Origin of the sequence: Fodinibius sp. Rm-B-1B1-1, assembly GCF_038594945.1 — a bacterium.
In the GTDB taxonomy this organism is placed as follows: domain Bacteria; phylum Bacteroidota; class Rhodothermia; order Balneolales; family Balneolaceae; genus Fodinibius; species Fodinibius alkaliphilus.
The window spans coordinates 1,084,940-1,108,927 of the sequence record NZ_JBCFYD010000001.1; the positions used below are offsets into that span (position 1 = coordinate 1,084,940).

Consider the following 23,988-nt stretch of genomic DNA (forward strand, 5'->3'; position numbering starts at 1 on the left):
TGGATAGACTTAAAGGTCAAATATTTCGCTCGGTTTTGTGTTTCGGTATTGGGGCATGATAATTCCGACATCAGCGCCAAAATAAGTTGGGTCAGATACGTAATAGCGTTTTCCCTCATGGATGATGGGTTCATTAACACGGTCCCCGGAGGGTTCTTGTCCAGAGGGAAAATGAACAGCAATGGTGAGGTGCTTGGGATATCGCAGCACAAGGTAGTCCAAGTCTGTTAGTTCATTGAGCAAATAACCAAACATAATCGATCGGTCATCACAGTCCGATGCCGGGTAGTAAATGGTTTCAACCGGAAACATCTTCTTTTCGTAATTAAATTGATCCCTGTCGGTTTCATATTCAAAAGAGCGTTGAGTAAAGCGAAGTAGTAAATTAACCTGTTCCAGGATCGATTTCCCCTGTAACAACGGCCGCAAAGATTTGACTAATTGGGTATATGTTTCTCCCTCAAAGTTACTATTAAAATAGAGATCTAAGCCGGCTTGTGGATATTCTTTAAAGTAGTTTATGGCTTTCATATCAACGGGCAGGCTAATCTTGTAGGTGGAATCTCGAAAAGTGAATTGCAGGTCTCTTTGTTGTTTTTCTTGTGGGAAGGGAGGGAAGCCATCAAATAACAGGTCGAGTGATTTCTTTTGGCCCTTGCCATGACTACCCTGATAGGTATAAAAGCTTGAGGGGAGTTCAGGATTATCTTTATCAAATTTCAGGTTATAATATCGGGTTCCATCTATAGTTGCTGATTTTTGATAAGTGTGTGGCGTTGCTGCAACAAGTACATAGAGTTCCGATTCTTTATAGGCAATTTTTGTATCAAAATTTGATTGGGTAAGCATAAACCACGTGAATAAAACAGCTTCGTTTGTCCCTGGCCCATAAATTTGAGACCCTATATTGTTTAATAGTTGCGCATATCCATAATCATTTAATGATAGCTGAGATCGCACTTGTTGTATTTGTGTAAGAAAAGATGGATAGTCTTTTGTACTTAAGTGTTTCCAAAAGTCAGCAATAGCTTTTTGGTTAACCTGGTTTCCCAATTGTTTTTCATAGGCAGCGTAATATTTATAATCAATGGGGATCCCAAAATAATTTAATTGCTTTGCGTGAATCTCTGCTTGTTCAATATTAGGGGTAAAGTTCGGGGAAATGCCTTTGGATGGATTAACCCCTACTGATTTTTTAGTGTTTGGTTTATCTTTATGTGAAGCCGTTTGGGATTGGTTATTTTGATTTTGTCGTAAATCGGAAGTTGTATTTTTCTTTTTATTATCAGCAGAAGTACGTTTTTCAGTTTTTTGAATAGTCTTGTTCTGTTGGTTGCCCGTAGCAGGGTCTTTGCGTTCTTTTGACTTTTGAGGTTTGGGAGTAGGAGGCGATGGTTTTTCTACCGAAGGAATAGTTTTTGGTTTAGGTTCTTCGTAGAAGTCGGGACTATTTTGAGATTTAAAATCTTCCCATTCTTTTTGCAGGGTCTCATAAAACTCTTTGTCATATTCATTTTGAAACTCGTCAAACTCATTGAGGTAATTTTTCTTCCATTCCTCAAAGTCTTGTGCCTGGGCAACATTCGTTGTAATCCCAAAGACGAGTAACACTATTACCAAGCGTAAAAAATTATATAGCATATTAGGCTGGAACATCATAGTTGTCTCCCCCTCATTAAAGATGAATTATTCGAATAAATAGTAACATCAAAGATTCAGAGTTACAAAATTTAATAGAGCGGGTATGTGTATTGTTAAATGAGGATTGCTGCTTTAGGGGATTCTTACCAAAGTATAATAGGCGTTTGGCTAAGAAAATGAGTCAGAAGTAGGATTTTAATTTGAAATCTTATATTAAAAATCGCATGTTCACAGGTGATTAAAAGTAACGGGTACAACCATAAATAAATTTAAGAGAGTCACCTTATGGCCTTATCACGAATTATTATTGGTACAATTTTAGCAGGATTTCTTCTTTGGGGTTGCAGTCCCTCACAAAGTGTACAACGGGTAGATCCCAACTCCCAGTCCGATCTCTCGGGAAAATGGAATGACACTGATGCACGGATGGTGGCAGAGGATATGACTTCTGATATCTTATCAGCTGCTTGGTTGCAGAATGTAGAATCTCCGGTTTTGATTGTTGGAGGTATCCGTAATAATACAAGCGAGCATATCCGAACGGATATTTTTATTAAAGAAATGGAACGAGCTATTGTTAATAGTCAGAAAGTAGAGATTGTTGCAGATCCGGAACAGCGAGAGCAAATAAGGGCAGAACGGGATGATCAGCAACAGCATGCCACCTATGAATCAGCGGCTTCTCTTGCTCGGGAGTTGGGAGCAGATTATATGCTTGTTGGAAACATAGATGCAAATATTGATAAGAATTTAGATGGAACGCGGGCTGCTAAGTTTTATACGGTTAACCTTGAGTTGATAAATGTTGAGTCTAACAGGAAGGCTTGGATAGGAAATAAAAAAATTAAGAAAATGATTGAGCGAAATAAGGTAAAGTGGTAAGTCATTCATTGTCACTGAGTTTAGCACGATAGTTATCAGTATGTGGCACGATGTGTCGCAATCATTCAAGAGAGAGTAAGCATGGGGTGGTTCAGTTGGCAGGGGTTTAATTGCCTTCTAAAGTTAATTGGCAAAAAATATGAGTGATCAATTATTATGTTAGGAGGTCGCGTTAAAAGAATCTTGATACTCTTCGTTTTGGCCGGTCTTATTACGGGATGCGGGTCACAAAAGTTGATGAATGGCCAAAAACAAATGAGAACGTCTTTTCAGTCGGGTGATTATGAACGTGCTGATTTTATAGCCGATAGCTTAAAAGAGAATGAGATTTACGAGGAAAAAGATCGTGTGCTTTATGCTCTCGAAAAGGGAACTATTAATTACTTTAAGGGAGATTATGAACAGAGTGTGGAGTCTTTTACCAATGCCGAAGAATATATAGACCAGTTTTTTAGCAAAAGTATAAAGACTGGAATTGGTGCCTTTTTGAGCAATGATACCCAGCTTAACTATAACGGAGAGGTGTATGAGGATGTGTATTTAAATGGTTTTAAAAGCCTGGGATACTTGAAAATGGATGACTTCCAGGGGGCCATGGTCGAAGCACGTCGAATAACGGAGAAATTAGAAGAGGCCGAACAAAAGTATGGTGAGTATGCGACTTCAATGGCCGAATCGGATACAACAGATCAGAATATTAAATGGGAGGCGGGTACCTCAAGCATTCATGCAAGTCCTCTAAGCCATTATATTGCAAGCGCCCTTCATGCCAAAGCGGGAGAAGAAGATGGGGCACGTATTGAAATGGATAACCTTAAAGAGGCGATAAAGAATCATCAGGCTATGCCGGATTCGAAGCTTAAATTCGACTCGTCTTTTGCTAAGGTTCAGCGACCAGATACTTACAATACAATGTTAATGGCTTTTTGCGGAAGTGCTCCTGATAAGGTTAATATTAGTATCAATACTGATATCAACAGAGATGGGAAGGGGGTAAAGATTGCCATTCCCAAATTAGTAATGCAGCCCTCTTCGGTAAGTGTGATTGAAGCTGTTGTAAATGATACGATGCGAACGGAGCTCAAAATTATTGAAGAAATGGATAAGGTCGCTCGGGAAACATTTGAAATTAAAAAACCTATTATTATTGCCCGGGCCACAATCAGGGGGATTTTAAAATCTGTTGCCCAGAAAGGTATCACAGATATGGTAGAAGATGAATATGGTGAAGTGGCAGGAAGCATAGCCGGTTTTTTAGGAGGAAGAGCGCGGGAAGCATCCGAACAGGCTGATCTTAGGGGATGGCAAACGATGCCGGGGAAGATTTACACCAACGTTATAAAACTGTCTGCCGGAAAGCATGATGTTACATTTAATTACTACTCTTCAGCTGGTGAATTACTTTATTCTGAGGCGCGAAATATAACGATAAATGAACGGGAGCGCCTTGAACCGATAGCTTCTATTTATTCAAATTAGAAACATGTTGAATTAAGTAATCTCTTATGAGCAATCAATTTTATATCCATCAGATATACCTGGTATTAGGATTGGTATTTTTGGCTTTTACAAGCAGTTGTTCAGTAACGGCCGAAGCCCAAAACTCCGATTTGCCGAAATGGGTTAACAATCCCTCAAATCAATTCAGTGAAAACCAATATCTGATGGCTGTTGGTTCATCGCCTACCCGGGAAGGGGCTCGTACTCAGGCGCAATCGAATTTGGCCCAAATATTTGTGTCTGAAGTCGAGGTAAATGAATCTTATGTAAATGAGTTTGAAGAGATAACAGATTCGGAAGAAGGGATCAGTGTCAGGGAAAATACGAACCTTATTACCCGGTCCGAAGTTAATTCTAACCAACAGATGCGCAATGTTGAAATAAGAGAAGTTCATGAAGCTCCAAATGGTACTTTTTATGCACTTGCCCTTATGGATCGGATGGAGACTGCGCAACTTTACAGTCGGGAAATTGAGAGCAATAGAGATAACATTAATGCTTTGCGTAAAAAAGCGTCTAATACCGAGAGTAGTTTAGATCGATTGATTTATTCGAAGCAAGCGTTGGCCGCAGCTCAAGTGAATGATATGTTAATAAATCAGCGAGCGGTGTTAACGGGACAGGGCTCTGGAAGGGAGGCTCTGTTGGCAGAAATCACACAAGATTTTAGGGAGGCGAAGAAGGAATGCACCGTTAAATTAGTTGGTGAGTTACCAAGAGAGGTGCAATCAGAAATTACCAGGAAGTTACAAAATGCTGGGTTTGAGATGGCGAATAACAGTAGTCCGGTTATTGAAATGAAGGCGAATTTAAGGATGGAACCAGTTGATCTAAATAGGCCGAAATATGAATTTATTCAGTGGGCCTTGCAGGTTGAGGCGCAGAATAAAGAGAATGGTCAATGGTTTAGCACGTATATGAGTGAGGGTCGTGAGGGAAGTATGAATGAGAAGTATGCACGCCAACGCTCTATTCAGGCTGTCCAAGAGAAATTATCCTCAGAATTTATGGACTATATTAATAAGGAGTTATTATCTGTCGATTGATAAATGTGATTTTCAGGCAATTTTTTTTAAACTGTATTCCGATTATTGAAGGTCTTAATAATAAGTTCATCAATATGGACTACATTCATTACATCATCTAATATAAATAGGGATCATTATGAAAACACGTATACTACTTACTTTTTTAGTAGCTGGATTTTTAGCGTTCGGCTGCAGTAGCTCAGAAAATGTGCAAGACAATGCGGGTAGCGATTTGCCCAGCTGGTACACGAATCCGCCAAGCAGTGATAGCGAATATATGTATGCTATTGGTGAAGGGACCTCTTCTCGTAGAAGTATGGCGCGGAAGCAGGCGATGCAAAATGGACGTGCGGCACTTACGTTAAAGCTTGAATCTGAAGTGAGTGCTATGCAGAAAAACTTTGCAGAAGAAACCACTTCTGGGGCAAATAGTAATTACAGTGAGGTTTTTACTGATGTTTCAAAATCTGTGGGTCAACAAACACTGCGTGGTGTAGATGTGGACCGAAGCAAGTTTTATACACGTGATAACAATACCAAGCATGAGGTATTAATGTTGGTTCGTTTGCCTGTTGGTGAAGCTGCAGATGCTTTGAATCAGGCTCTTGAAAATACATTATCGAAGGATGAAGAGATGTATACCAAGTTTAAGGCTTCAAAAGGGTTTGAAGAGATGAAACAATCCATTGAAGAAATGAAGGAAGGAAATATGCCATCAGGGAATTAGAAATTTCCCAGGAATAATAATATCTCGACCCGGTTATTTCCGGGTTGGGATATTTTTTTATAGGCTTGATTGAATTGGTAGATGTTTCAATGAGGTTAAAAATGTTAATTTGAGAGAGGTCCGTTATGTATAGGCGACCAAAAAGGGTGGGGACAATAGAGGGGAAGGTGGTACTTCTTGTTGCTTTTCTTGTGTTAAATGTATCATCAGTGTTTGCCCAAGGATACGAAGATTATAAAGAAGAAATGGAAGAGGGCTATAACGAGTATGTTGAAGATATTGAAAATGGAGTAGCTTCCTCAGAAGAAGATTATGAGGCGTACCAGAAAAAAGTGGAGAAAGAATTCAATGCATTTAAAGAGGAGATGCTTAAGAAATGGGGTGATTTTAAAGAGCGCTCCAAAAAAGAATGGGTAGAATATAAAGAGAACGGGACTCTTCGAATTTCAACGGATTTTGAAGAGGGGACTGGCCAGGTTGAGGTGATAGCTGAAAGCAAGGAAGAGGCCGAGAAAATAAAAGAAGAAATGCCGGAAAAGGTATCGGGTGCTATGAAGTCAAAGGGCACTCAGGAGGGGTTTGAAACCGATAGCGTGCCTAATAAAGAAGTCACTGATGAAGCTGTTTTAGAAGGTCAGTTAGATAAGTCCGAAGATCAGACTGTGGATGAGTATGCCGAGGAAGTAGCAGAGAAGAATACGAAAACCAAGGAGGTTCAGGGCGATGACGGAGAAACTCGTTATGTGGTATATGTGGATTTCCAATTAGCTGATGATCATATGCAGAAACGGGCGAAAAAAGTTGAAGATTTTGTGTATAAGTTCTCGGAAGAGCACAATATTGATCCTGCGTTTACCTTTGCCATCATACATGTAGAGTCGCACTTCAATCCCACTGCTGCTTCACATGCCAATGCGTATGGTTTGATGCAGTTAGTACCTACTACGGGTGGCCGGGATGCATATCGCAGAATCTTTAATGAAGATGGGATTCCAACCAAAGAGTTCTTGTTTGAGCCAAGTAATAATATCCAGATGGGAACGACCTTTTTAGATATTATGGAATCAAACTATTTTGATCGGGCTGACAATAATACTACTCGCGAATACTTGATAACAGCTGCCTATAACACTGGGGCCGGGAATGTTTCTGTTGCTTATACTGGAGATACGAATCTTTCCAAAGCTTTTTCAAAAATAAACAGCATGTCGCCTGAGGAAAACTATAATTATTTGCGAAAAAATCTGGAATATGCAGAGGCGCGAAACTACCTTAAGAAGGTAACGACCCAACGAGAAAAGTACAGTCAGTGGAAGCGTCAGGCAGAAAAATAGGATAGTTTATTCTTCAATTAGTATTCTATTTCTTCGAGATCGATTGCCCAATTTACCATTTTCAATACGTGTCTTTTAGATGTTAAACAGTATTGTAATTCCTTCAATTTTGCGTTAACTATAATTAGCTGAAAATAAATTTTAGTCTAAATAATCGGCTTTTGGATACAATTTTGTCAGAAAGTGATAAGGAGTGCTGGAAAGAGGGTAGTTGTTATAATGCTCACTCTTTGATGGGGGCACAAGTTGTCGAAGATGGAGTGGCGTTTGCCGTATGGGCTCCTCATGCTCACAGTGTAAGTGTCGTGGGTGAGTTTAACGAATGGGATGGGCGACGGAATCCAATGCAGAAAGATGAAGAAACCGGTATTTGGACAGCGAAAATTTCCGGGATTGACCAGTGGACATTATACAAATTTGAGTTAAAGACGGGTGCAGAAGCCCCACCTTTTTTGAAGTCGGACCCCTATGCATATGCCATGGAAGTACGTCCAAAGAATGCTTCTTTGGTGTATGATCTATCAGGTTTTGAATGGGGGGATGAAGAATGGATGGAGGAAAGGGGGAATCGCCAGTCCTTTCAAAAGCCAATATCGATTTACGAAGTCCATCTTGCATCCTGGAGGCGGAAAGGGGCAGATAATAACGAGTATTTAAGCTACCGGGAGTTAGCTCACGAGCTGATTCCTTACGTAAATGATAGTGGTTTTACCCATGTTGAACTCATGCCCATTGCAGAACACCCATACGATCCCTCTTGGGGATACCAGGTGACCGGTTATTATGCACCAACCAGTCGCTTTGGAGACCCAAAGGATTTTATGTACTTCGTCGATGAATGTCATAAAAACGGCATAGGGGTTATTATGGATTGGGTTCCGGGACATTTTCCCAAGGATGAACAAGGGTTGCAGATGTTCGACAGTACACCGCTTTACGAATATGGTGATCCCCAAAAGCGGGAGCAGAAAGATTGGGGAACCTATATTTTTGACTACGGGAAAAATGGTGTCCGAAACTTTTTGTTATCGAATGCACATTACTGGTGTGATAAATATCATATTGATGGTTTGCGAGTAGATGCCGTGGCTTCTATGCTGTATTTAGATTATTCAAAAGGGCCTGAGGAATGGAGCCCAAATAAATATGGTGGCAATGAACATTTAGAGGCGATACGTTTTCTAAAGGATTTTAACGTAATGATTCATCGAGAGTTTCCCGGCATCCTAACGTTCGCCGAAGAGTCAACATCGTGGGCAGGGGTTACCACGCCCGTACATCACGATGGATTGGGATTTGACTATAAATGGAATATGGGATGGATGAACGATACGCTGGAGTATATTCAAAAAAGCGCTGGCCAGCGCAGTAATGATCCCAATAAAATAACTTTTCCGATGATGTATAATGAATCGGAAAATTTTGTGCTCCCCTTTTCGCATGATGAAGTTGTGCATCTTAAAAAGCCACTTGTTTGGAAGAGTTCGGGAGATGAGCCTGAACAGTTTGCTAATCTACGATTGTTATTTACGTATTTCTACGGACATCCCGGAAAAAAGCTGCTATTTATGGGAGGAGAGTTTGCCGAGACCAGTGAGTGGGCTGAGGATCGATCCCTGCATTGGCATTTGTTAGAGCATAATCGTCACCAGGGAATAAAAAAGTTGGTAGATGACTTAAATGCGTTATATAAGTACGAACCTGCATTGCATCAATTAGATAAAGATCCGGCAGGTTTTGAATGGATTGCGTTAGGAAAAGAACGGCCATCTGTCTTTTCATTTTTACGAAAAGCACAAAATCCAGCGGATCATTTGTTATTTATATTGAACTTTTCAGATCAAAACGTAGAAAACTTTTCTGTTGGGCCCTTTCAGGGAGAGCAATATGAGATTATCTTAAACACTGAATCGGAGTATTATGGAGGGACTAACGAGGGGGGACATTACGGTTTGGGGGCTAACCAACATGTTTGGATGGAGCCATTTTCTGCTCTTGTTCTAAAGCCCATACAGCAAATATCGGATAAATAGTTTAACAAACTGTTCTTATATCAACAGATGATCCGAGGATGAATAAAGCTTGTTAAAGATTTTATTAAAAAGGTTCATTTTAGTATATTTGTCCGTTTAAATTGTCAAATTTATAATCTCCAATGGCTTTTAAGCTCAATCACCTACCAAAGCGTACCGAAAAACCCCGCGAAAAAGGAATAACGCTGGTCTTAGATAAAGGTTTCAGCGTTCGACAGGTTGAAGATCTTTGTGAGACTTCTTCCAATTATATTGATATAGTAAAACTTGGTTGGGGAACGAGTTACGTAACTCAAAATCTTGAGGAGAAGCTGGCGGTTTACGATAACGCCAATATCCCGGTCTATTTTGGGGGAACTCTTTTCGAGGCATATGTGCTGCGAGATCAGCTTGATGCTTATATGGAATTGTTAGATCGATTCAATATTGAGCATGCCGAAGTTTCAAACGGTACGATCTGGTTGTCAGATCAGCGAAAGGTAGAGATTATTCAGAAAATGAGTAAGCATTTTACTATCCTGTCCGAGATAGGTAGTAAGAATCCAAATGATATTATCCCTCCATATAAGTGGGTTAAGATGATTGAGCGTGAGCTTGATGCCGGTGCATCAAAAATTATTTGCGAGGCACGTGAAAGTGGTACTGTTGGGGTATTTCGACCCAATGGTGAGGTGCGATCCGGACTTATTGATGAGATTGCTGATCAGGTGCCTGTAGAAAATCTGATTTTTGAGGCGCCACAGAAAGAGCAGCAGGTATGGTTTATCCGTAAGTTTGGGAGTAACGTAAACTTGGGTAATATACAGCCATCCGAAGTAATTCCTGTCGAAACTTTGCGTTTAGGTCTTCGTGGGGATACTCTTTTTGATTTTTATTCCCTTGATGATGAAGAGATGAGTCAGCTTTATTCGGATCAAGAAAAAAGCGAGACCGACGAATAATTAAGTAAGATTAACAACGAATCTATTAGATTTTATCCATGAAAGTATTATACGCTGCCGCTGAAATATCTCCGTTCGCTCGAATGACACACACCGCTGACTTGCTCCGGTTTTTGCCGGCCTCGTTACAAGATAAGGGGTACGAAATTCGAATTTTGTTACCTAAATATGGCACCATTAATGATCGTAGGAATCGACTGCACGAGGTTATTCGCCTTTCTGGTATCGAAATAGAAGTCGGTGAAAAGATCGAAAGCATGCGCATTAAGGTTGCAAGTATCCCTAATGCAAAGTTGCAGGTGTACTTTTTGGATAATGACACCTATTTCAAGCGGAAAGCAATGTTCATGAATCCAGATACCAATGAGCATTATGATGATAATGATGAACGCATAGTCTTTTACAGTAAGGGTGTGTTAGAAACGGTTGCGAAATTGGGTTGGGAGCCTGACATTATCCATTGTCATGATTGGGCAGCGGGATTGATTCCCTTGCTTGCGAAGGAGAAGTACAACGATTTAGATCTTTTCAAGGATACTAAAGTTGTGTACAATATCCACCACCCCGAAAACAATGGTGTATTTAATAAAAAGCTGTTGGATTTGGTTGGTTTGCCCGAATCTGTAAACAAGGACAATCTTATCGAGGGTGATAACGTTGACTTGCGTACTCTTGGTTTAAAATACAGTGACCACGTGGTAACCGGCAACCATATAACAGACGAGTTAGATGATCTGTTTGAGCAGTTGGACATATCGGCCAGAAAGATTCAGGGATCACCTGAAGATGTTTCCGATAAGTTCGCAGCTTACTACGATGAGATTGCCGGAGATGAAGAAGAAACTGAAGAATCATAAATATAGAGCAGTATTTCATTGCAAACATATTTAAACAATTCCTTTCACGACCTTAATTTCGTCCATTTAATTGTAGCTTTAGTTGTTTTAGCAGGGCTTAGCGCGTGTGAGAATCCGGGCTCGGTGGGCGGTGATATTACCGATCCAACGGCCGATGTTGTCCGGGATACGTTAATGGTGGATAATCTTCGTTCAATCGATGCCACATCGTATTCTGGGGAACTTAATTTCTTTTCTGCGGGAAGCTATGACGACCCGCTTTTAGGAGCATTAAACGCCACGGGATATATAAAGCCATTCCTGCCTTCTGAAAATGATACAATGAGGGCAGATGGTGAAATGCTTATGCGGCTGATGTTTGATGCAGAACAAGTATATGGGGATTCGTTGAGTTCTCAGCAGTTTGATCTATATGAAATTGGCCAATTTTGGCGCCATCGTGCTCTTAAAGTGAATGATGAACTTGATCTTGAATCGCAAAAGGTGGGGGAATTCACCGTAGGAGGGGCTGACTCTATGGTAATTAACCTTTCTGATATAGCTCCTGATTGGGTGGATAAGTACCGTGCCTATGCACAGGAATCCAAAGAGGATACGACCGGTCAAGCAGATTCAACGTACATTTATGAGGCTCATGGATTGGCGTTAGTCCCACAGAATAATGGTAAAATAATTCCGATACATAGCGATTCTACAAACTTTATCATCCAGCATCCCGAAGCCGATACTTTTTCTGTTGGCTTAAGTAGGTGGGGATATCATCTTAGTCGTGGACAAGATTCTTCACCACAGGGGACGTTGCCTTTGCACAGCACATACGAAAGTGTGTTAAACTTTGATAATTTTGGACTCTCAGAAATAGATATTGAACCTGCCGGTTTATCCAGGGCTGTACTTGTACTGCATGAAGATACCGAAGCGTTAGAGCAGAGTCTTAATGGAGAGCCACCAGCAGCAAAAAGGGCTAAAGAACAAACCGCCTTTTTGCAATTGGCAAATCCTGATGGATTGCCCGAAAATATTGACCCGGGTGCTCCGTTAAATACTCCTTCACGGCTACAGGGTACGTATCTTCCAGAAGATGGGACTTATCGCTTTGATATAACTGCACTGGTTGAAAATATAATCCGAAATGGATTCCCAGAAGATCGTGAGTTTTTTGTGACACTGCCTAATGATGGAGCTATAAAATCTACTTTGATCATGGGTTCTGGCGATCAGGTTTCTGATAGCTTAAAGCCTAAAATTATAATTACCTCTTTAAAAAATATTAACAATTAGTGTTGAAAAAGTTACTTTCTATAGCGGCACTACTGATTTTTGTTGCATCCACAGCTTTTGCGCAATCCGAAGATGGTAAAGCTTCAAGCGGATCCATTTATTCTAAGATTGGTATTGGCTATCCTGTTGATTTAGGAAATACGGCTGCCCAATCGATGGGATTGATGGGGGTATCGTTTAGTGAAACCTTTGTTGGAACGATGGCTAATCCTGCCCATTGGGGAGGTACTGTCTATGGTCTCGGGGCAGGGAGTATTGGTTTGGATTCGTATAGTGCCAGTACTAATACGGCAACGGCAGAGAATACAAATTTTTCAGTTGGACAGTTTCAGCTACAGCTTCCAATTATCCGGGGTGAATTGGGATTGTCTGGTTCTTTTTCGCCTGTTACTGAAGCCAAATATCGTACATTTGAGGAACAGACCAGTATAAATTCACAAGGTGAACCGCTTGGTTATAATATTGAAAATAGAGGAACAGGAGGATTAAATCGGGGTGAGCTGGGGCTTGGATGGCAAATTAATTCAAATATATCTGTTGGCTACGCGGCTTCGTTATATTTCTTGTCAATGGATGATTCTTATGTGGCACGATTTCCACAATCGCCATACAGAGATGCAAATTTTGCGATTGAAACCAGTGGATATGGATTTGGCCACCGATTAGGCACATTTATCCGGTTACCTGATTTTTTGCAGGATGATGACCAGCTGGGAGTAGGGCTGAGTGTGAACTTTCCGCTGGAGTTAAATTCTGAAAGGAAGCAGACTGGTAAAATTGATAATGGAGCTGTAAATCTGACTAAAAATTTGCAAAATGGCGATGGGCCTATTAAACTACCAACGAAGGTTGGTGGTGGTGTAAGCTATAGTCCCAGCAACCTGCTTATGGTAGGTGTTGAAGGGTTATATGAAGGTTGGTCAGCTTACGAAAATGATTTCAAGCCATCTGAAAACCAGATGTTTACTGATCGATACAAAGTTGGCATGGGAGTACAGTATTTACCATATGCATCGGGGTCAACAAAGTTTTTGTCACAGTTTAAATATCGAGCGGGGGCTTCATACGATACCGGTCATTTAGATATTGATGGCCAGCAAATTAATACATTGAAATTTGCATTGGGGCTTGGAATTCGATCGCCAAGATCAAATTCTTCCATTGATTTAAGTTTGGAATATGGAATTCGGGGAACACAAAGCTCTAATTTGGCTAAAGAAAATATATGGGGCGTGCGTATGACCTTGAATTTAGCAGAAATCATGTTTTTCCGCCCAAAACTTCAATAATAAAATAAATTGCTTTAGAAACAGTTTTAATTCTGAACCATACAGTAAATTGAAAGCATTATGAGAAAACTAATACTATCAGCTGCTCTTTTGGTATTAAGCAGCAGCCTGTCGTTCGCACAGAGTGAACAAGCATCTGTGGAACCACCAAGTGGTATGAGTGAGATACAGGCATACTCGATTTTTTACGAAAATTATAAGAACGATTCCTATGAGGAGTCTATTAAGTTTGGGCGTTGGATGTGGCAAGGCATGCCCGAAACTATCGAAGGCTATTCACGATTTGACTTAAAACGGAATTTGGGTCGATTAGTAACGGCTTATAACGAGGTTGCCCAGAAGAAAGAAGATCCCTCATTAAAAGAAGCATATGTAGATACGGCGCTTCAAATTTTTGACAAGGCTTTCAACAAGTATTCTGATGATACTGATGCGAAGTTTGATTGGTATATCAAGCGTGGGCGGTTATTCCAAACCCATTCTGATATGATAGATAACGCTTCGCTTAAAGCAGCGGAAGATTATCATGCAGCATTTAAGTTAAAGCCAGAAGAGTTGACGAAGACTGCAAATGGTTATTATGTGCAACGAATCCTTAATGAGTTTTCTTCAGCCGGAAAAAAAGATGAGGCTCTTGCCGTTATTGAAGAGTCCGAGCCTTATGCTTCTCAAAAATTACTTAACTCATTTAGTGATATAAGAAATAACTTATTTGAATCTCCTGAAGAACGTATTGCCTTTTTAAAGGGTGAGCTTGAGAAGAATCCTGAAGATGAGGAAATATTGAGCCAGTTGCGTGATATTTATCAGGATCAAGAGATGGCATCGGAAGCCCGTAAAGTGAGTGAGAAACTTTACGAGTTGAATCCTAATTTTGATAACGTAATGGCTGTAGCAAAAGCTGCCAGAAGTAATGCTAATTACGATATGGCCATTAAGTATTATAAGGAAGCTATTGATAAAGCATCTACTGATAAGGAGCGTGCAGAAATTGCTCTTAATATTTCTGATGCGTATCTAAATAAAGATGAATTGCAAAGTGCACGTCAATTTGCACGTGAAGCACTTGACTATAACAGTGGTTGGGGGGATCCTTATATACAAATTGCTGATATTTATGCAAGAACGGTGAGTGTATGTACGGGAGATCGAAAGTTGACTCCAGAAGATAAGGCAGTATATTGGTTAGTGTTGGATTATTTAGATAAGGCAAAACAGACAGATCCTAATACTGCTAATGAAGTAGAGCGTAAATACGAATCTTACGAACCAGTAACACCAAGTAAATCAGAGCAATTTTTCTGGAAGCCACCATTAGAAGAAGGGGAATCTTTTGATATTGACTCTTCACTGATGGATTGCTACGCATGGATCAACGAAACAACAACGGTCCGATAAGTTTTTAAAATCGGTAAAGATTCTTATCTTTATCTCTTCATTTGGGCAGTACAGCGTTTATGCTGTACTGCTTTTTCCACCTCTCAATTCTTAAATCACAACAACACTCCTGCCTTCTGTGTTATTAGTTAACCTTATATAACAAGTGCAGGTGTTAAGACAAATTATTGGATGTAATGGGACGTTCACGAAATAATAATCGCGGTCGCAAGAAAAATAAAAATGTATTTATACCTCGATTTAATGAAAGAGGTAATGTGCAGGTGGCCGGTCGGTACGAAGGCGTAGTTGAAATTAACGCCAAGAATTATGGTTTTGCTCGTAAAAAAGACCATGAATTTAGTTATGAGCCTCAAGACCCTTTCTTAAAACCTGATGAGGTTAAAAGGCATAATTTACGTCCTGGTTTGGAAATTGAAGGGGAATACGAGGAAGATGATCGGGGACATCGCCACATTCATTCTATAGAAAAGATAAACGGGCGCGATCCGATGGAATGGCAAAGGGCTACTCGGTTTGAGCTTCAGACTCCAATTATGCCCAACGAACATATAAAGTTGGGGGTTGATCCGGATAATATTGAAATGCGCGTCTTAGATTTAATAGCCCCCATTGGTAAAGGGCAACGAGCATTACTTGTTGCGCCCCCTCGAACGGGAAAAACAGTTTTGTTGAAAAAGATTGCAGAATCATTAACCGAGAACCATCCAGATATAAGTACCGGAGTCTTGTTGGTAGATGAGCGTCCGGAAGAGGTCACTGACTTCCTGCGTTCTACTGACGCAGAGGTATTTGCATCATCTAACGATAAGGAGACGGAAAGTCATGTTAGAATAACAGAATTGGCCTTAGGCTATGTAAAACGTAAGGCCGAAATGGGAGATGATGCGGTGCTGCTCATTGATTCGTTAACTCGCCTTGGACGTGCCTATAATAATGTACAGGAAAGTAGTGGTCGTACCCTTTCTGGCGGACTCGATATACGAGCCCTTGAAATTCCCAAGAAGATTTTTGGCTCGGCCCGAAAAATTGAAGGAGGAGGTTCGCTGACAATTATTGCTACTTGCCTTATCGAAACGAACTCTCGTATGGATGACCTCATTTTTGAAGAGTTTAAAGGAACTGGAAATATGGAGGTTGTACTTGACCGGGAATTGTCAAACGACCGTATTTATCCGGCCATTAATATCAGTGCTTCGGGAACTCGTAACGAAGACAAATTTATTGGGGATTCGATGGAGGAGCGAAATATGGTTCGGCGCTATCTGCTCAAGAAATCTCCTAAAGAATCAATGCAGAGCCTTTTGAAGGTACTGCGAAATACCGATAGCAATGAGGAACTGCTCAATCAAATTGCAGCGATGGTATAATGTTGATGATAGGATATCAGCAGTTAATATACGGGGAGACTGCTATCAATTTCACGGGCCCATTCATTAATGCCACCCTTTAAATTCTTAACATTAGTGAATCCTTCTTGGGAAAGAAATTTACAGGCCTTGGCACTTCTTGAACCACTACGACAAAGACAGATAATTTCCTTTTCTTTTTGATCTGCGAGCTCATTAACACGCTCTGATAGCTCATCCACAGGGATTAGCCGTGAATTTTCAATATCAATTTTAGATTGATATTGTTCAAAAGGTTCTCTTACATCTAAAAGAATAAAATTCGTATTGCTGTCAATTTTTTCTTTGAGAGATTGTACAGAAATTTCTTCCATGATTAGTTCAAAATGATTTTATGATCCTCGCAGGATATATAATATGAAGCGAGACTATATTTGTATTAACTGTGATTGGATTTTATAAATGAGAAACGAAAAATAAATCTATTTATGGTCATTTCCCATCAAGTTATACAGATTTTATAACTAAAGGAGTTATATGTTTGTGCCTAAAGGTAGGATTCGAGAATGTTGGTGGCAAATAAAGGCGAAGGGTTTGAGTAGATAATTTACAAGCCCTCGCTAATAAAGTATGCCATTTCCGCACAGGGACCTGTTTATATCTTTTTCTCAAAAAAGTTTGAACTAAAAAACAACCTCCTTATTAAAAAGTATAGGCACTTCTCTTCTTAATGGTTTAACTAAAACCATCCATAAATAATTGCCATGGAACCGGTTCCAGAATCGGTATGTGGCTTGCTAAAAGAGGTTTCCATCAGTTCTTTTAATAGTCTAAATTGGTGTTACTTTGTGTTCGATATTTCGTGCCTCTTTGCCCTACAGGTAACCTCTTGCAGCAATTAAAGTATCTGATGAGTATGTCTATTACTTGCGTTTAAAAATGTAACCGTTGGTTATACCCTGTTTTCTGATTTATCCAAAAGGCTAATATTAAACTTGGGGAATTACGTAAATTCTGAGAATATTTTTCAAACTTAATAAGATGAGAAAATCTATCGGTCAGAGACGGATTATATCTCCCAATCTATATGGCCATAAAAGAATGGAAAATTCATAAAACTGTCGAAAAGCAATTAGAATGTTTTACTTCTAAAGTAATAATCTCAATAACCTATAATGATTTCTATGTTCTCAAAAATCAATATGCTTATAAGTTTTGTTATGGCAGTTGCCATAATGGGCTGCCAAAGTACTGAAAAGCAAAGTGATCCCCACGTAATGACCGGGGCCGCTAACCTCACTGAACAAAACTATGAGCAATTGCAGGGCAAAAAAGTTGGATTGGTTACGAATCACAGTGCCGTAGTTGATGGCACACTGTTGATTGATCTGTTGCACGAGGCCGAGGGGGTGGAGCTGACAGCTCTCTTTAGTCCCGAGCATGGAATTCGCGGTGATGCGGATGCTGGAGAATATGTTGGGGATACCATAGATGAAAAAACAGGTATTCCTATTTACAGTCTGTATGGTGAGACAAGAAAACCCACTGAAGAAATGCTCCAAGATGTAGATATATTGGTTTTTGATATGCAAGATGTGGGAGCGCGTTTTTACACCTATATTTCTACAATGGGATATACCATGCAGGCAGCAGCAGAAAATGATATTGCCTATCTGGTTTTGGATCGTCCTAACCCATTGGGCGGAAACATGGTGGAGGGTTTTATTCCAGAGCTCGAGTCTGATTCATTTGTAGGGCTATACCCCATCCCGGTTACGCATGGTATGACGACGGGCGAACTGGCCAAGATGATTAAGGGGGAGGGTTATTTGGATAACCTCGATAATTTAGATTTAGAAGTGGTAAAAAATCAGGGATGGCAGCGAGATATGCTCTGGCCCGATATGAATTTGGAGTGGATTCCTCCAAGTCCAAATATTCCTAATTTTGAGACGGCGTTGATATATCCTGGGGCATGCCTGTTTGAGGCAACGCATATAAGCGAAGGACGAGGTACTAAAAGTCCGTTTATTCTTATCGGTACACCTTGGGCTGATGGCCAAACATTGGCAGAGGAACTAAATAAAAAAAGTCTGCCCGGCCTGGAATTTGAGTCATCCTCTTTTATCCCTGAAAGCATCGAGGGGATGTCAACGAATCCTAAATTAGAAGGAGAAGAGTTAGAAGGTATCAAGTATAAAGTAACCGACAAGGAAAAGGTAGAACCCGTGGCGGCAGGAGTTCATGTGCTGCTGACTTTTTATAATGCAGCCCCCGATTCGGTAAAAAAAGATTTCTTTAGAGCTAAACGACTAAATACGTTGGCCGGTTCCGAAAATTTCCATGATATGGTGGTTCGGGGAAAATCGGCTGAAGTAATTATTGAACAGTGGAAAGACGAAATCCAATCCTTTAAAGAGAAAAGAAAACCGTATTTACTGTACTAAACAGTGGGTAGGGTCAAAGTAAAGAACAAGAAGAGGCGTAGCTTACTCTTCTTGTTGTCCACCATAGCGATCAAGTTTGAATTGGTTGCCAAGGTAAAGCCGACGGGCTTCTTCATCTTCAGCCAGCTGATCGGCCGAGCCTTCTTTAAGGATATTCCCTTCAAACATCAGGTACGCGCGGTCAGTAATGGCCAGGGTCTCATGGACATTATGATCAGTGATGAAGATACCGATGTTTCGGTATTTGAGGTCGGCAACTATTTCCTGTATATCTTCAACCGCAATAGGGTCAACGCCGGCAAAGGGCTCATCTAAGAGGATGAATTTGGGATCGGTAACCAAGGCCCGGGCAATTTCGGTGCGTCGTCGCTCTCCGCCCGACAGACTGTATCCTTTGCTATCAACAACACGTTCGAGCCCGAATTCTTCAATAAGTTGATCAACACGTTGTTTGATTTTTTTATCGGTGAAGTCAAAGAATTGAAGAATTGATTCCAGGTTTTCGCGAACAGTAAGGTTACGAAAAACACTTGCTTCCTGCGAAAGGTATCCTACTCCCAACCGGGCTCGTTTGTACATTGGCATGCCGGTCAAATTTTTATCATCCAGAAAAATTTGTCCTTTGTTGGGTGTAACCAGCCCGACAAACATATAGAAAGTCGTGGTTTTACCGGCGCCGTTGGGACCAAGAAGGCCTACAATTTCTCCCTGGGTAACATCTATAGAGACATCCGAAACCACCGTACGTTTTTTATAGCTTTTAGTAAGACCTCGACTATAAAGCGTTTTGTTTGATGATTGGTCCGGCATAATCAGCAGGCTGATTTAAGCTACAGCAAGTTCATTAAGAACGGATTTAAAAATATGCTTTCCGTCATCTGAACCAATAATTTTTTCTACGGCGCGCTCGGGATGTGGCATCATTCCCAATACGTTTCGTTGTGTATTGCAGATGCCGGCAATATTGTCTACCGATCCATTGAAATTGGCTTCTTCGGTTGCATTGCCATCTGCGTCGCAATAGCGAAAAACAACCTGGTCGTTATCATTGAGCTCTTTTAATTGATCTTGGTCTGTAAAGTAGTTCCCTTCACCATGTGCTACCGGAATTTGTAAAACGGTATTCTTTTTGATGTTACGGGTGAAGAGCGTATTCGAAGTTTCGCAGCGCAGATGGGTTTGTTTGCATACAAATCGGAGGTCTTTGTTATGCAACATGGCCCCGGGCAGCAGGCCGGCCTCCAGCAGAATCTGAAATCCATTACAGATTCCTAAAACGGGATTGCCTTTTTGAGCAAAGTCGATGACTGATTGCATGATAGGTGAAAAGCGAGCTATGGCCCCCGATCGGAGGTAGTCTCCGTAGGAGAATCCGCCGGGAACTAACAAAAAGTCAATATCCGACAGATCAGTATCTTTATGCCATAAAAATTTCGTTTTCGCATTCATGATATGCGCCAGCGCGTGATACGCGTCGTGGTCGCAGTTTGAGCCGGGAAATACAATTACGCCAAATGTAGCAGACACGATTTATCCTTTTATTTCGGTGACAAGTTGAATTTCTTTAAGTACGCCGTTGACTTCGAAGCAGTCCTCAAAAGGACCTTCATAGACTTCAGCTTTACCTTCGTTGTGAACTTTATACGTCAGTTCTTCTGCATGATCTTGTGAGCAGCCCAAGGCCTTTATAAGCTGTCCAATCACCTCATCAAAGGTGTGGATGTCATCATCATACAGAATAACTCTCCACGGAGTTTTTTCGTCTTCATCTTCCTGCTCTTTCTCGAGTACATCAACGTCAATGTCGGGCGACTGTTCTTGTTGTTGGCCACCCGAGTCAGATCCTAATAAGCTAAACTGCAGATCGATCATAGCTATAGCTAATTAGTTTTCGTGAATCTCAATGTCAAAGTCTTCCATAACTTCGTTAGCCAATAACTTAGTACAGGCCTCTTCGGCAATAGCCTGTGCCTCACTTTCGTCAGAGGCATCAATATCGAGCTCAATGCGCTTACCTATGCGCACTTGATTAACCTCATTGAGACCGAGGTTCTTGAGCGCATTGTGCGCCGCTTTTCCCTGGGGATCTAAAATTGACTTGCGAAGTGTTACGTTTACAGTAGCCTTATACATCGTTATGAAAAAATTGTGCGGTTGTAAATGAAGCTAAAGTTAATCTTTATTTGACTTAGCTGCTAACTGTGAATGGATATAATTCTGAGCCTCGTCATAGGTCGTAGTTTCAAGGTCTATCCAGTTGATAAAATCCCACCGCCGAAACCACGAAAGCTGCCGCTTGGCATATCGACGGGTTTGTGTTTTCATGTCTTTAAGCATTTTATCGCGCGAAACTTCATCATGTAAATAAGCAATGGCCTCTTTATAACCAACGGTATTAAGGCCGGGATCTTCTAACGTGTATCCTTCATCCAGAATTGCCCGAACTTCATCCAGAAAACCGTGCTCAAACATAAGGTCTACGCGACGGTTAATGCGGTCATAAAGATTTTGTCGTTCGCGCTGCAATCCAAAAACGATCATATCATCAGGAACAGTGATTGTGTTGTCATCAGAATGAAAAGAGCTGAACGGCCGACCGGTTTGCATCCATACATCCAGAGCACGGACAATACGCTGGGTGTTCATGCCATCCATTTTTTGGGCATACTCAGGATCTACTTCTTTGAGCTTTTGGTACAGAGATTCAATGCCTTCTTGCTCAATTTTAGCCTCAAGCTTGGCAATATTTTCTTCATCGGCTTCTGGAACATCATCCAGTGGTTGGATAACACACTGAACGTGCAACGTACTGCCACCTACGAAAAAAGCATTTTTGTCGCGAGATAAAATATCTTTTTTCCATTCCATTGCTCGCTCATAAAAATTGACTACACTGTCTTTTGTAGCGGGATCGATGATAGAAAGGTTATAATGGGGGACGCCGGCTCGTTCATCTTCCGCAGGAGTGGCCGTGCCGATGTTCATATATTTGTAGCACTGTCGGGAATCCGTAGAAATAATTTCGGCATTGAGAGTTTGTGCCAACTCGACGGAGAGGGATGTTTTGCCCACGGCCGTGGGTCCCAATAAAACTATTTGCACGTAATAGGATAGCCTAAAATCTACAATTTTAGCGAAAGGGAATATAAGAAAAAATGCTTCCTTTTTAGAGTATATTTGAAGATCAATAAGTGAAAAATGGCAGCAAAAAAATCCCAAAAAATAGTTGCAGAAAGCACGGGTTATATGGTTGCTAAGAGAGTGAGTATTTATTAGTATATGGTACTTATTATTCAGATGAATTTTTGTGATCTGACGAACGCTTAGCCTAAAAATATTTATCTATGAAATTCAACGTATCAAGCAGTGAACTGGTAAAGGCATTATCTGCTGTTTCTGGGGCAGTGCCTAACAAAGCAACGCTCCCAATTCTGGAAACAATTTTATTTGAGAGTGATGGAGAAAAGTTGCGACTAACGGCTACCGATCTTGAGATTTCAATTCTTGAGTCGATGAGTGCCGATATTGATGAGGGGGGCGCTGTGGCGATTCCAGCCCGTCGTCTCATTGATACGCTCCGCCAACTGCCGGATATACCGGTATCTTTTGAGGTTGATGAAAAGTTTAATATCAAGTTCCGTACCGATAAGGGTACGTATAAATTAGTGGGCGAAGATCCCGATGAATTTCCCGAAGTACCTAATTTAGATGAGGGCCATACTCTGGAAAGCACACGGGAGGTTATTTCAACTGCCATTGATAAAACGCTTTTTGCCGTATCCAATGATGATTTACGTCCGGCCATGATGGGTGTTTATTTCGATATTGGAAGTGACGAAAGTAAGTTTGTGGCAACGGATGGGCATCGCCTCGTTAAATATATCAAAGAAGATCTTACCAGCGATAAAGACGTTGATTTTATTGTCCCCGAAAAGGCGTTGAACCTTGTTCAAAAAGCACTGCATGACGAAGAGTGTGTGTTGACAATCACCGAAGATCATGTACGCTTTAAAAGCGGAAATACGATTGTTATTACGCGACTTATTAATGAGCAGTATCCCAATTATGAGTCGGTGATCCCCAAGGACAATGAGAAGACGCTTGTTATTAATAAAGAGCAAATGCTGGCTACGGTAAAACGTGTATCTATTTTCTCAAGTTCTACGACACGCCAGATTCGATTGCAGCTCAACCCCGATAAGCTTACGATTCGGGCCGAGGATATCGATATGAGCAGCGAGGCAAAAGAGACGATTGCTTGTGAGTATAGTAACGATGAAATGGAGATCGGCTTTAATGCTAAATATCTTGCTGATGTGTTGGGTAATGTTGATGATGAAGAGGTCTATTTTGAGTTTTCTACTCCTAACAGAGCTGGAATTGTAAAGCCGTCGGAAGAGGATGAAAATGAGCGTATTTTAATGCTCGTTATGCCGGTTATGCTCAATACCTATGCGTAATGTAATCACTCTTACGACCGATTTTGGCCTTCAGGATTATTATGTGAGTGCCATGAAAGCTGTTATGCTTAATATAGCAGCTGATGCACGATTGGTTGATATCTCACATGAAATCCCATCGCAAGATATTATGGCGGGTTCCTGGATCTTAAAAAATTCGGCTATGCTGTTTCCTTCCGGTACTGTGCATACGGTTGTGATTGATCCCGGGGTGGGTACTGAACGCGATCCTGTAGCCTTAAAAATTAATGACCAGTTTTTTGTTGGGCCGGATAATGGGATTTTTTCTCTCCTCACTTCGGATAAAGACTACCAAGCTGTACGGTTAACGAATGAGGATTATTGGAGAGAGAATCCCTCCAACACTTTTCATGGTCGTGATATTTTTGCGCCGGTGGCGGCCCATCTGAGTGAGGGCGTACCATTAGACGAACTTGGTGATCCGATTGATGAACTGGTAACTTACCGCTGGACCGTACCCATTGCAGACAAAGATGGTTTGGAAGGGATGGTTATTCATATTGATAAGTTTGGGAACTTGGTTACTAATATTACTGAGGAACTTTTGGAAGAGGTAATTGGAGACAAACAAGTGCGTATTTATGTAGGCAATACTATTCTGGACGAAATTGCCACAACATTTGGTAAGGTAACCGAAGGAGAGCCCGTAGCCTATATTGGCAGTTCCGGGATGTTAGAAGTGGGCATTAATAAAGGTAATGCAGAAGAAATGTTGAGTGTTCAAAAAGGGGCACAAATTTCACTGATCCTGCAAAAAGAAAGTCAGCCGGAATCGTAACTCCCACCTTATTGTTTGCGTA

General features: G+C 40.9%; 22 protein-coding genes. 15 read left to right on the top strand and 7 right to left on the bottom strand.

Annotation, left to right across the window (positions count from 1 at the left end; all coding sequences use genetic code 11):
* Positions 1-9: 9 nt before the first annotated feature.
* Positions 10-1,659, bottom strand: a complete 1,650-nt coding sequence (locus AAFH98_RS04990; RefSeq protein WP_342521585.1) for a hypothetical protein — start codon at positions 1,657-1,659, stop codon at positions 10-12.
* 267 nt (positions 1,660-1,926) lie between these two features.
* Here AAFH98_RS04990 and AAFH98_RS04995 point away from each other — a divergent pair, with 267 nt between their 5' ends.
* From AAFH98_RS04995 to rho, 12 genes are all read left to right on the top strand, one after another.
* The gene (locus AAFH98_RS04995) at positions 1,927-2,523 is read left to right on the top strand and encodes a penicillin-binding protein activator LpoB (protein WP_342521586.1); all 597 of its coding nucleotides are present in this window, start codon (positions 1,927-1,929) and stop codon (positions 2,521-2,523) included.
* A gap of 255 nt (positions 2,524-2,778) precedes the next feature.
* On the top strand, positions 2,779-4,002 hold the full coding sequence (locus AAFH98_RS05000; RefSeq protein ID WP_342521587.1) for a COG3014 family protein: 1,224 nt from the start codon (positions 2,779-2,781) through the stop codon (positions 4,000-4,002).
* Positions 4,003-4,028: 26 nt separating this feature from the next.
* Positions 4,029-5,069, top strand: a complete 1,041-nt coding sequence (locus tag AAFH98_RS05005) for an LPP20 family lipoprotein (protein WP_342521588.1) — start codon at positions 4,029-4,031, stop codon at positions 5,067-5,069.
* 118 nt (positions 5,070-5,187) lie between these two features.
* Positions 5,188-5,778: an LPP20 family lipoprotein gene (locus AAFH98_RS05010; protein ID WP_342521589.1), complete on the top strand. Its 591-nt coding sequence runs from the start codon at positions 5,188-5,190 to the stop codon at positions 5,776-5,778.
* A 125-nt stretch (positions 5,779-5,903) separates the two neighbouring features.
* Positions 5,904-7,112, top strand: a complete 1,209-nt coding sequence (locus tag AAFH98_RS05015; RefSeq protein WP_342521590.1) for a transglycosylase SLT domain-containing protein — start codon at positions 5,904-5,906, stop codon at positions 7,110-7,112.
* A gap of 161 nt (positions 7,113-7,273) precedes the next feature.
* A complete protein-coding gene (glgB, locus tag AAFH98_RS05020; RefSeq protein ID WP_342521591.1) occupies positions 7,274-9,145 on the top strand; it encodes a 1,4-alpha-glucan branching protein GlgB in 1,872 nt (623 codons plus the stop codon).
* A gap of 122 nt (positions 9,146-9,267) precedes the next feature.
* Positions 9,268-10,086: a phosphosulfolactate synthase gene (locus AAFH98_RS05025; RefSeq protein WP_342521593.1), complete on the top strand. Its 819-nt coding sequence runs from the start codon at positions 9,268-9,270 to the stop codon at positions 10,084-10,086.
* 38 nt (positions 10,087-10,124) lie between these two features.
* The gene (locus tag AAFH98_RS05030) at positions 10,125-10,943 is read left to right on the top strand and encodes a glycogen/starch synthase (protein ID WP_342521594.1); all 819 of its coding nucleotides are present in this window, start codon (positions 10,125-10,127) and stop codon (positions 10,941-10,943) included.
* Positions 10,944-10,961: 18 nt separating this feature from the next.
* Positions 10,962-12,224 carry a hypothetical protein gene (locus tag AAFH98_RS05035; RefSeq protein ID WP_342521596.1) on the top strand — a complete coding sequence of 421 codons (1,263 nt, stop codon included), beginning with the start codon at positions 10,962-10,964 and terminating at the stop codon, positions 12,222-12,224.
* A 2-nt stretch (positions 12,225-12,226) separates the two neighbouring features.
* Positions 12,227-13,513 (top strand): BamG family beta-barrel-assembly machinery protein, encoded by a 1,287-nt coding sequence (locus AAFH98_RS05040; RefSeq protein WP_342521597.1) that lies wholly within the window; start codon positions 12,227-12,229, stop codon positions 13,511-13,513.
* Between the two features lie 60 nt (positions 13,514-13,573).
* Positions 13,574-14,911: a tetratricopeptide repeat protein gene (locus tag AAFH98_RS05045; RefSeq protein ID WP_342521598.1), complete on the top strand. Its 1,338-nt coding sequence runs from the start codon at positions 13,574-13,576 to the stop codon at positions 14,909-14,911.
* Positions 14,912-15,087: 176 nt separating this feature from the next.
* Positions 15,088-16,281: a transcription termination factor Rho gene (gene rho, locus AAFH98_RS05050; RefSeq protein WP_342521599.1), complete on the top strand. Its 1,194-nt coding sequence runs from the start codon at positions 15,088-15,090 to the stop codon at positions 16,279-16,281.
* A gap of 23 nt (positions 16,282-16,304) precedes the next feature.
* Here rho and AAFH98_RS05055 read toward each other — a convergent pair whose 3' ends face one another.
* Entirely contained in the window at positions 16,305-16,634 is a 330-nt protein-coding gene (locus AAFH98_RS05055; protein ID WP_342521600.1) for a rhodanese-like domain-containing protein, read from the bottom strand.
* An 846-nt stretch (positions 16,635-17,480) separates the two neighbouring features.
* Here AAFH98_RS05055 and AAFH98_RS05060 point away from each other — a divergent pair.
* Entirely contained in the window at positions 17,481-18,707 is a 1,227-nt protein-coding gene (locus AAFH98_RS05060) for an exo-beta-N-acetylmuramidase NamZ family protein (protein ID WP_342521601.1), read from the top strand.
* Between the two features lie 42 nt (positions 18,708-18,749).
* Here AAFH98_RS05060 and lptB read toward each other — a convergent pair whose 3' ends face one another.
* Genes lptB through miaA form a run of 5 tightly spaced genes read right to left on the bottom strand, consistent with a single transcriptional unit; the run spans position 18,750 to position 21,809 of the window.
* The gene (gene lptB, locus AAFH98_RS05065) at positions 18,750-19,517 is read right to left on the bottom strand and encodes an LPS export ABC transporter ATP-binding protein (protein WP_342521602.1); all 768 of its coding nucleotides are present in this window, start codon (positions 19,515-19,517) and stop codon (positions 18,750-18,752) included.
* Between the two features lie 15 nt (positions 19,518-19,532).
* Complete coding sequence (gene purQ, locus AAFH98_RS05070; RefSeq protein ID WP_342521603.1) at positions 19,533-20,234, bottom strand: phosphoribosylformylglycinamidine synthase subunit PurQ; 702 nt, start codon at positions 20,232-20,234, stop codon at positions 19,533-19,535.
* Positions 20,235-20,237: 3 nt separating this feature from the next.
* On the bottom strand, positions 20,238-20,579 hold the full coding sequence (locus tag AAFH98_RS05075) for an ATP-dependent Clp protease adaptor ClpS (protein WP_342521604.1): 342 nt from the start codon (positions 20,577-20,579) through the stop codon (positions 20,238-20,240).
* A 12-nt stretch (positions 20,580-20,591) separates the two neighbouring features.
* Positions 20,592-20,840, bottom strand: a complete 249-nt coding sequence (gene purS / locus AAFH98_RS05080; RefSeq protein ID WP_342521605.1) for a phosphoribosylformylglycinamidine synthase subunit PurS — start codon at positions 20,838-20,840, stop codon at positions 20,592-20,594.
* 39 nt (positions 20,841-20,879) lie between these two features.
* Positions 20,880-21,809 carry a tRNA (adenosine(37)-N6)-dimethylallyltransferase MiaA gene (miaA, locus tag AAFH98_RS05085; protein WP_342521607.1) on the bottom strand — a complete coding sequence of 310 codons (930 nt, stop codon included), beginning with the start codon at positions 21,807-21,809 and terminating at the stop codon, positions 20,880-20,882.
* A 242-nt stretch (positions 21,810-22,051) separates the two neighbouring features.
* Here miaA and dnaN point away from each other — a divergent pair, with 242 nt between their 5' ends.
* Positions 22,052-23,167: a DNA polymerase III subunit beta gene (dnaN, locus tag AAFH98_RS05090; RefSeq protein ID WP_342521609.1), complete on the top strand. Its 1,116-nt coding sequence runs from the start codon at positions 22,052-22,054 to the stop codon at positions 23,165-23,167.
* The gene (locus tag AAFH98_RS05095) at positions 23,160-23,966 is read left to right on the top strand and encodes an SAM hydrolase/SAM-dependent halogenase family protein (protein WP_342521610.1); all 807 of its coding nucleotides are present in this window, start codon (positions 23,160-23,162) and stop codon (positions 23,964-23,966) included. The genes dnaN and AAFH98_RS05095 overlap by 8 nt, the downstream gene beginning before the upstream one ends.
* Positions 23,967-23,988: the final 22 nt, after the last annotated feature.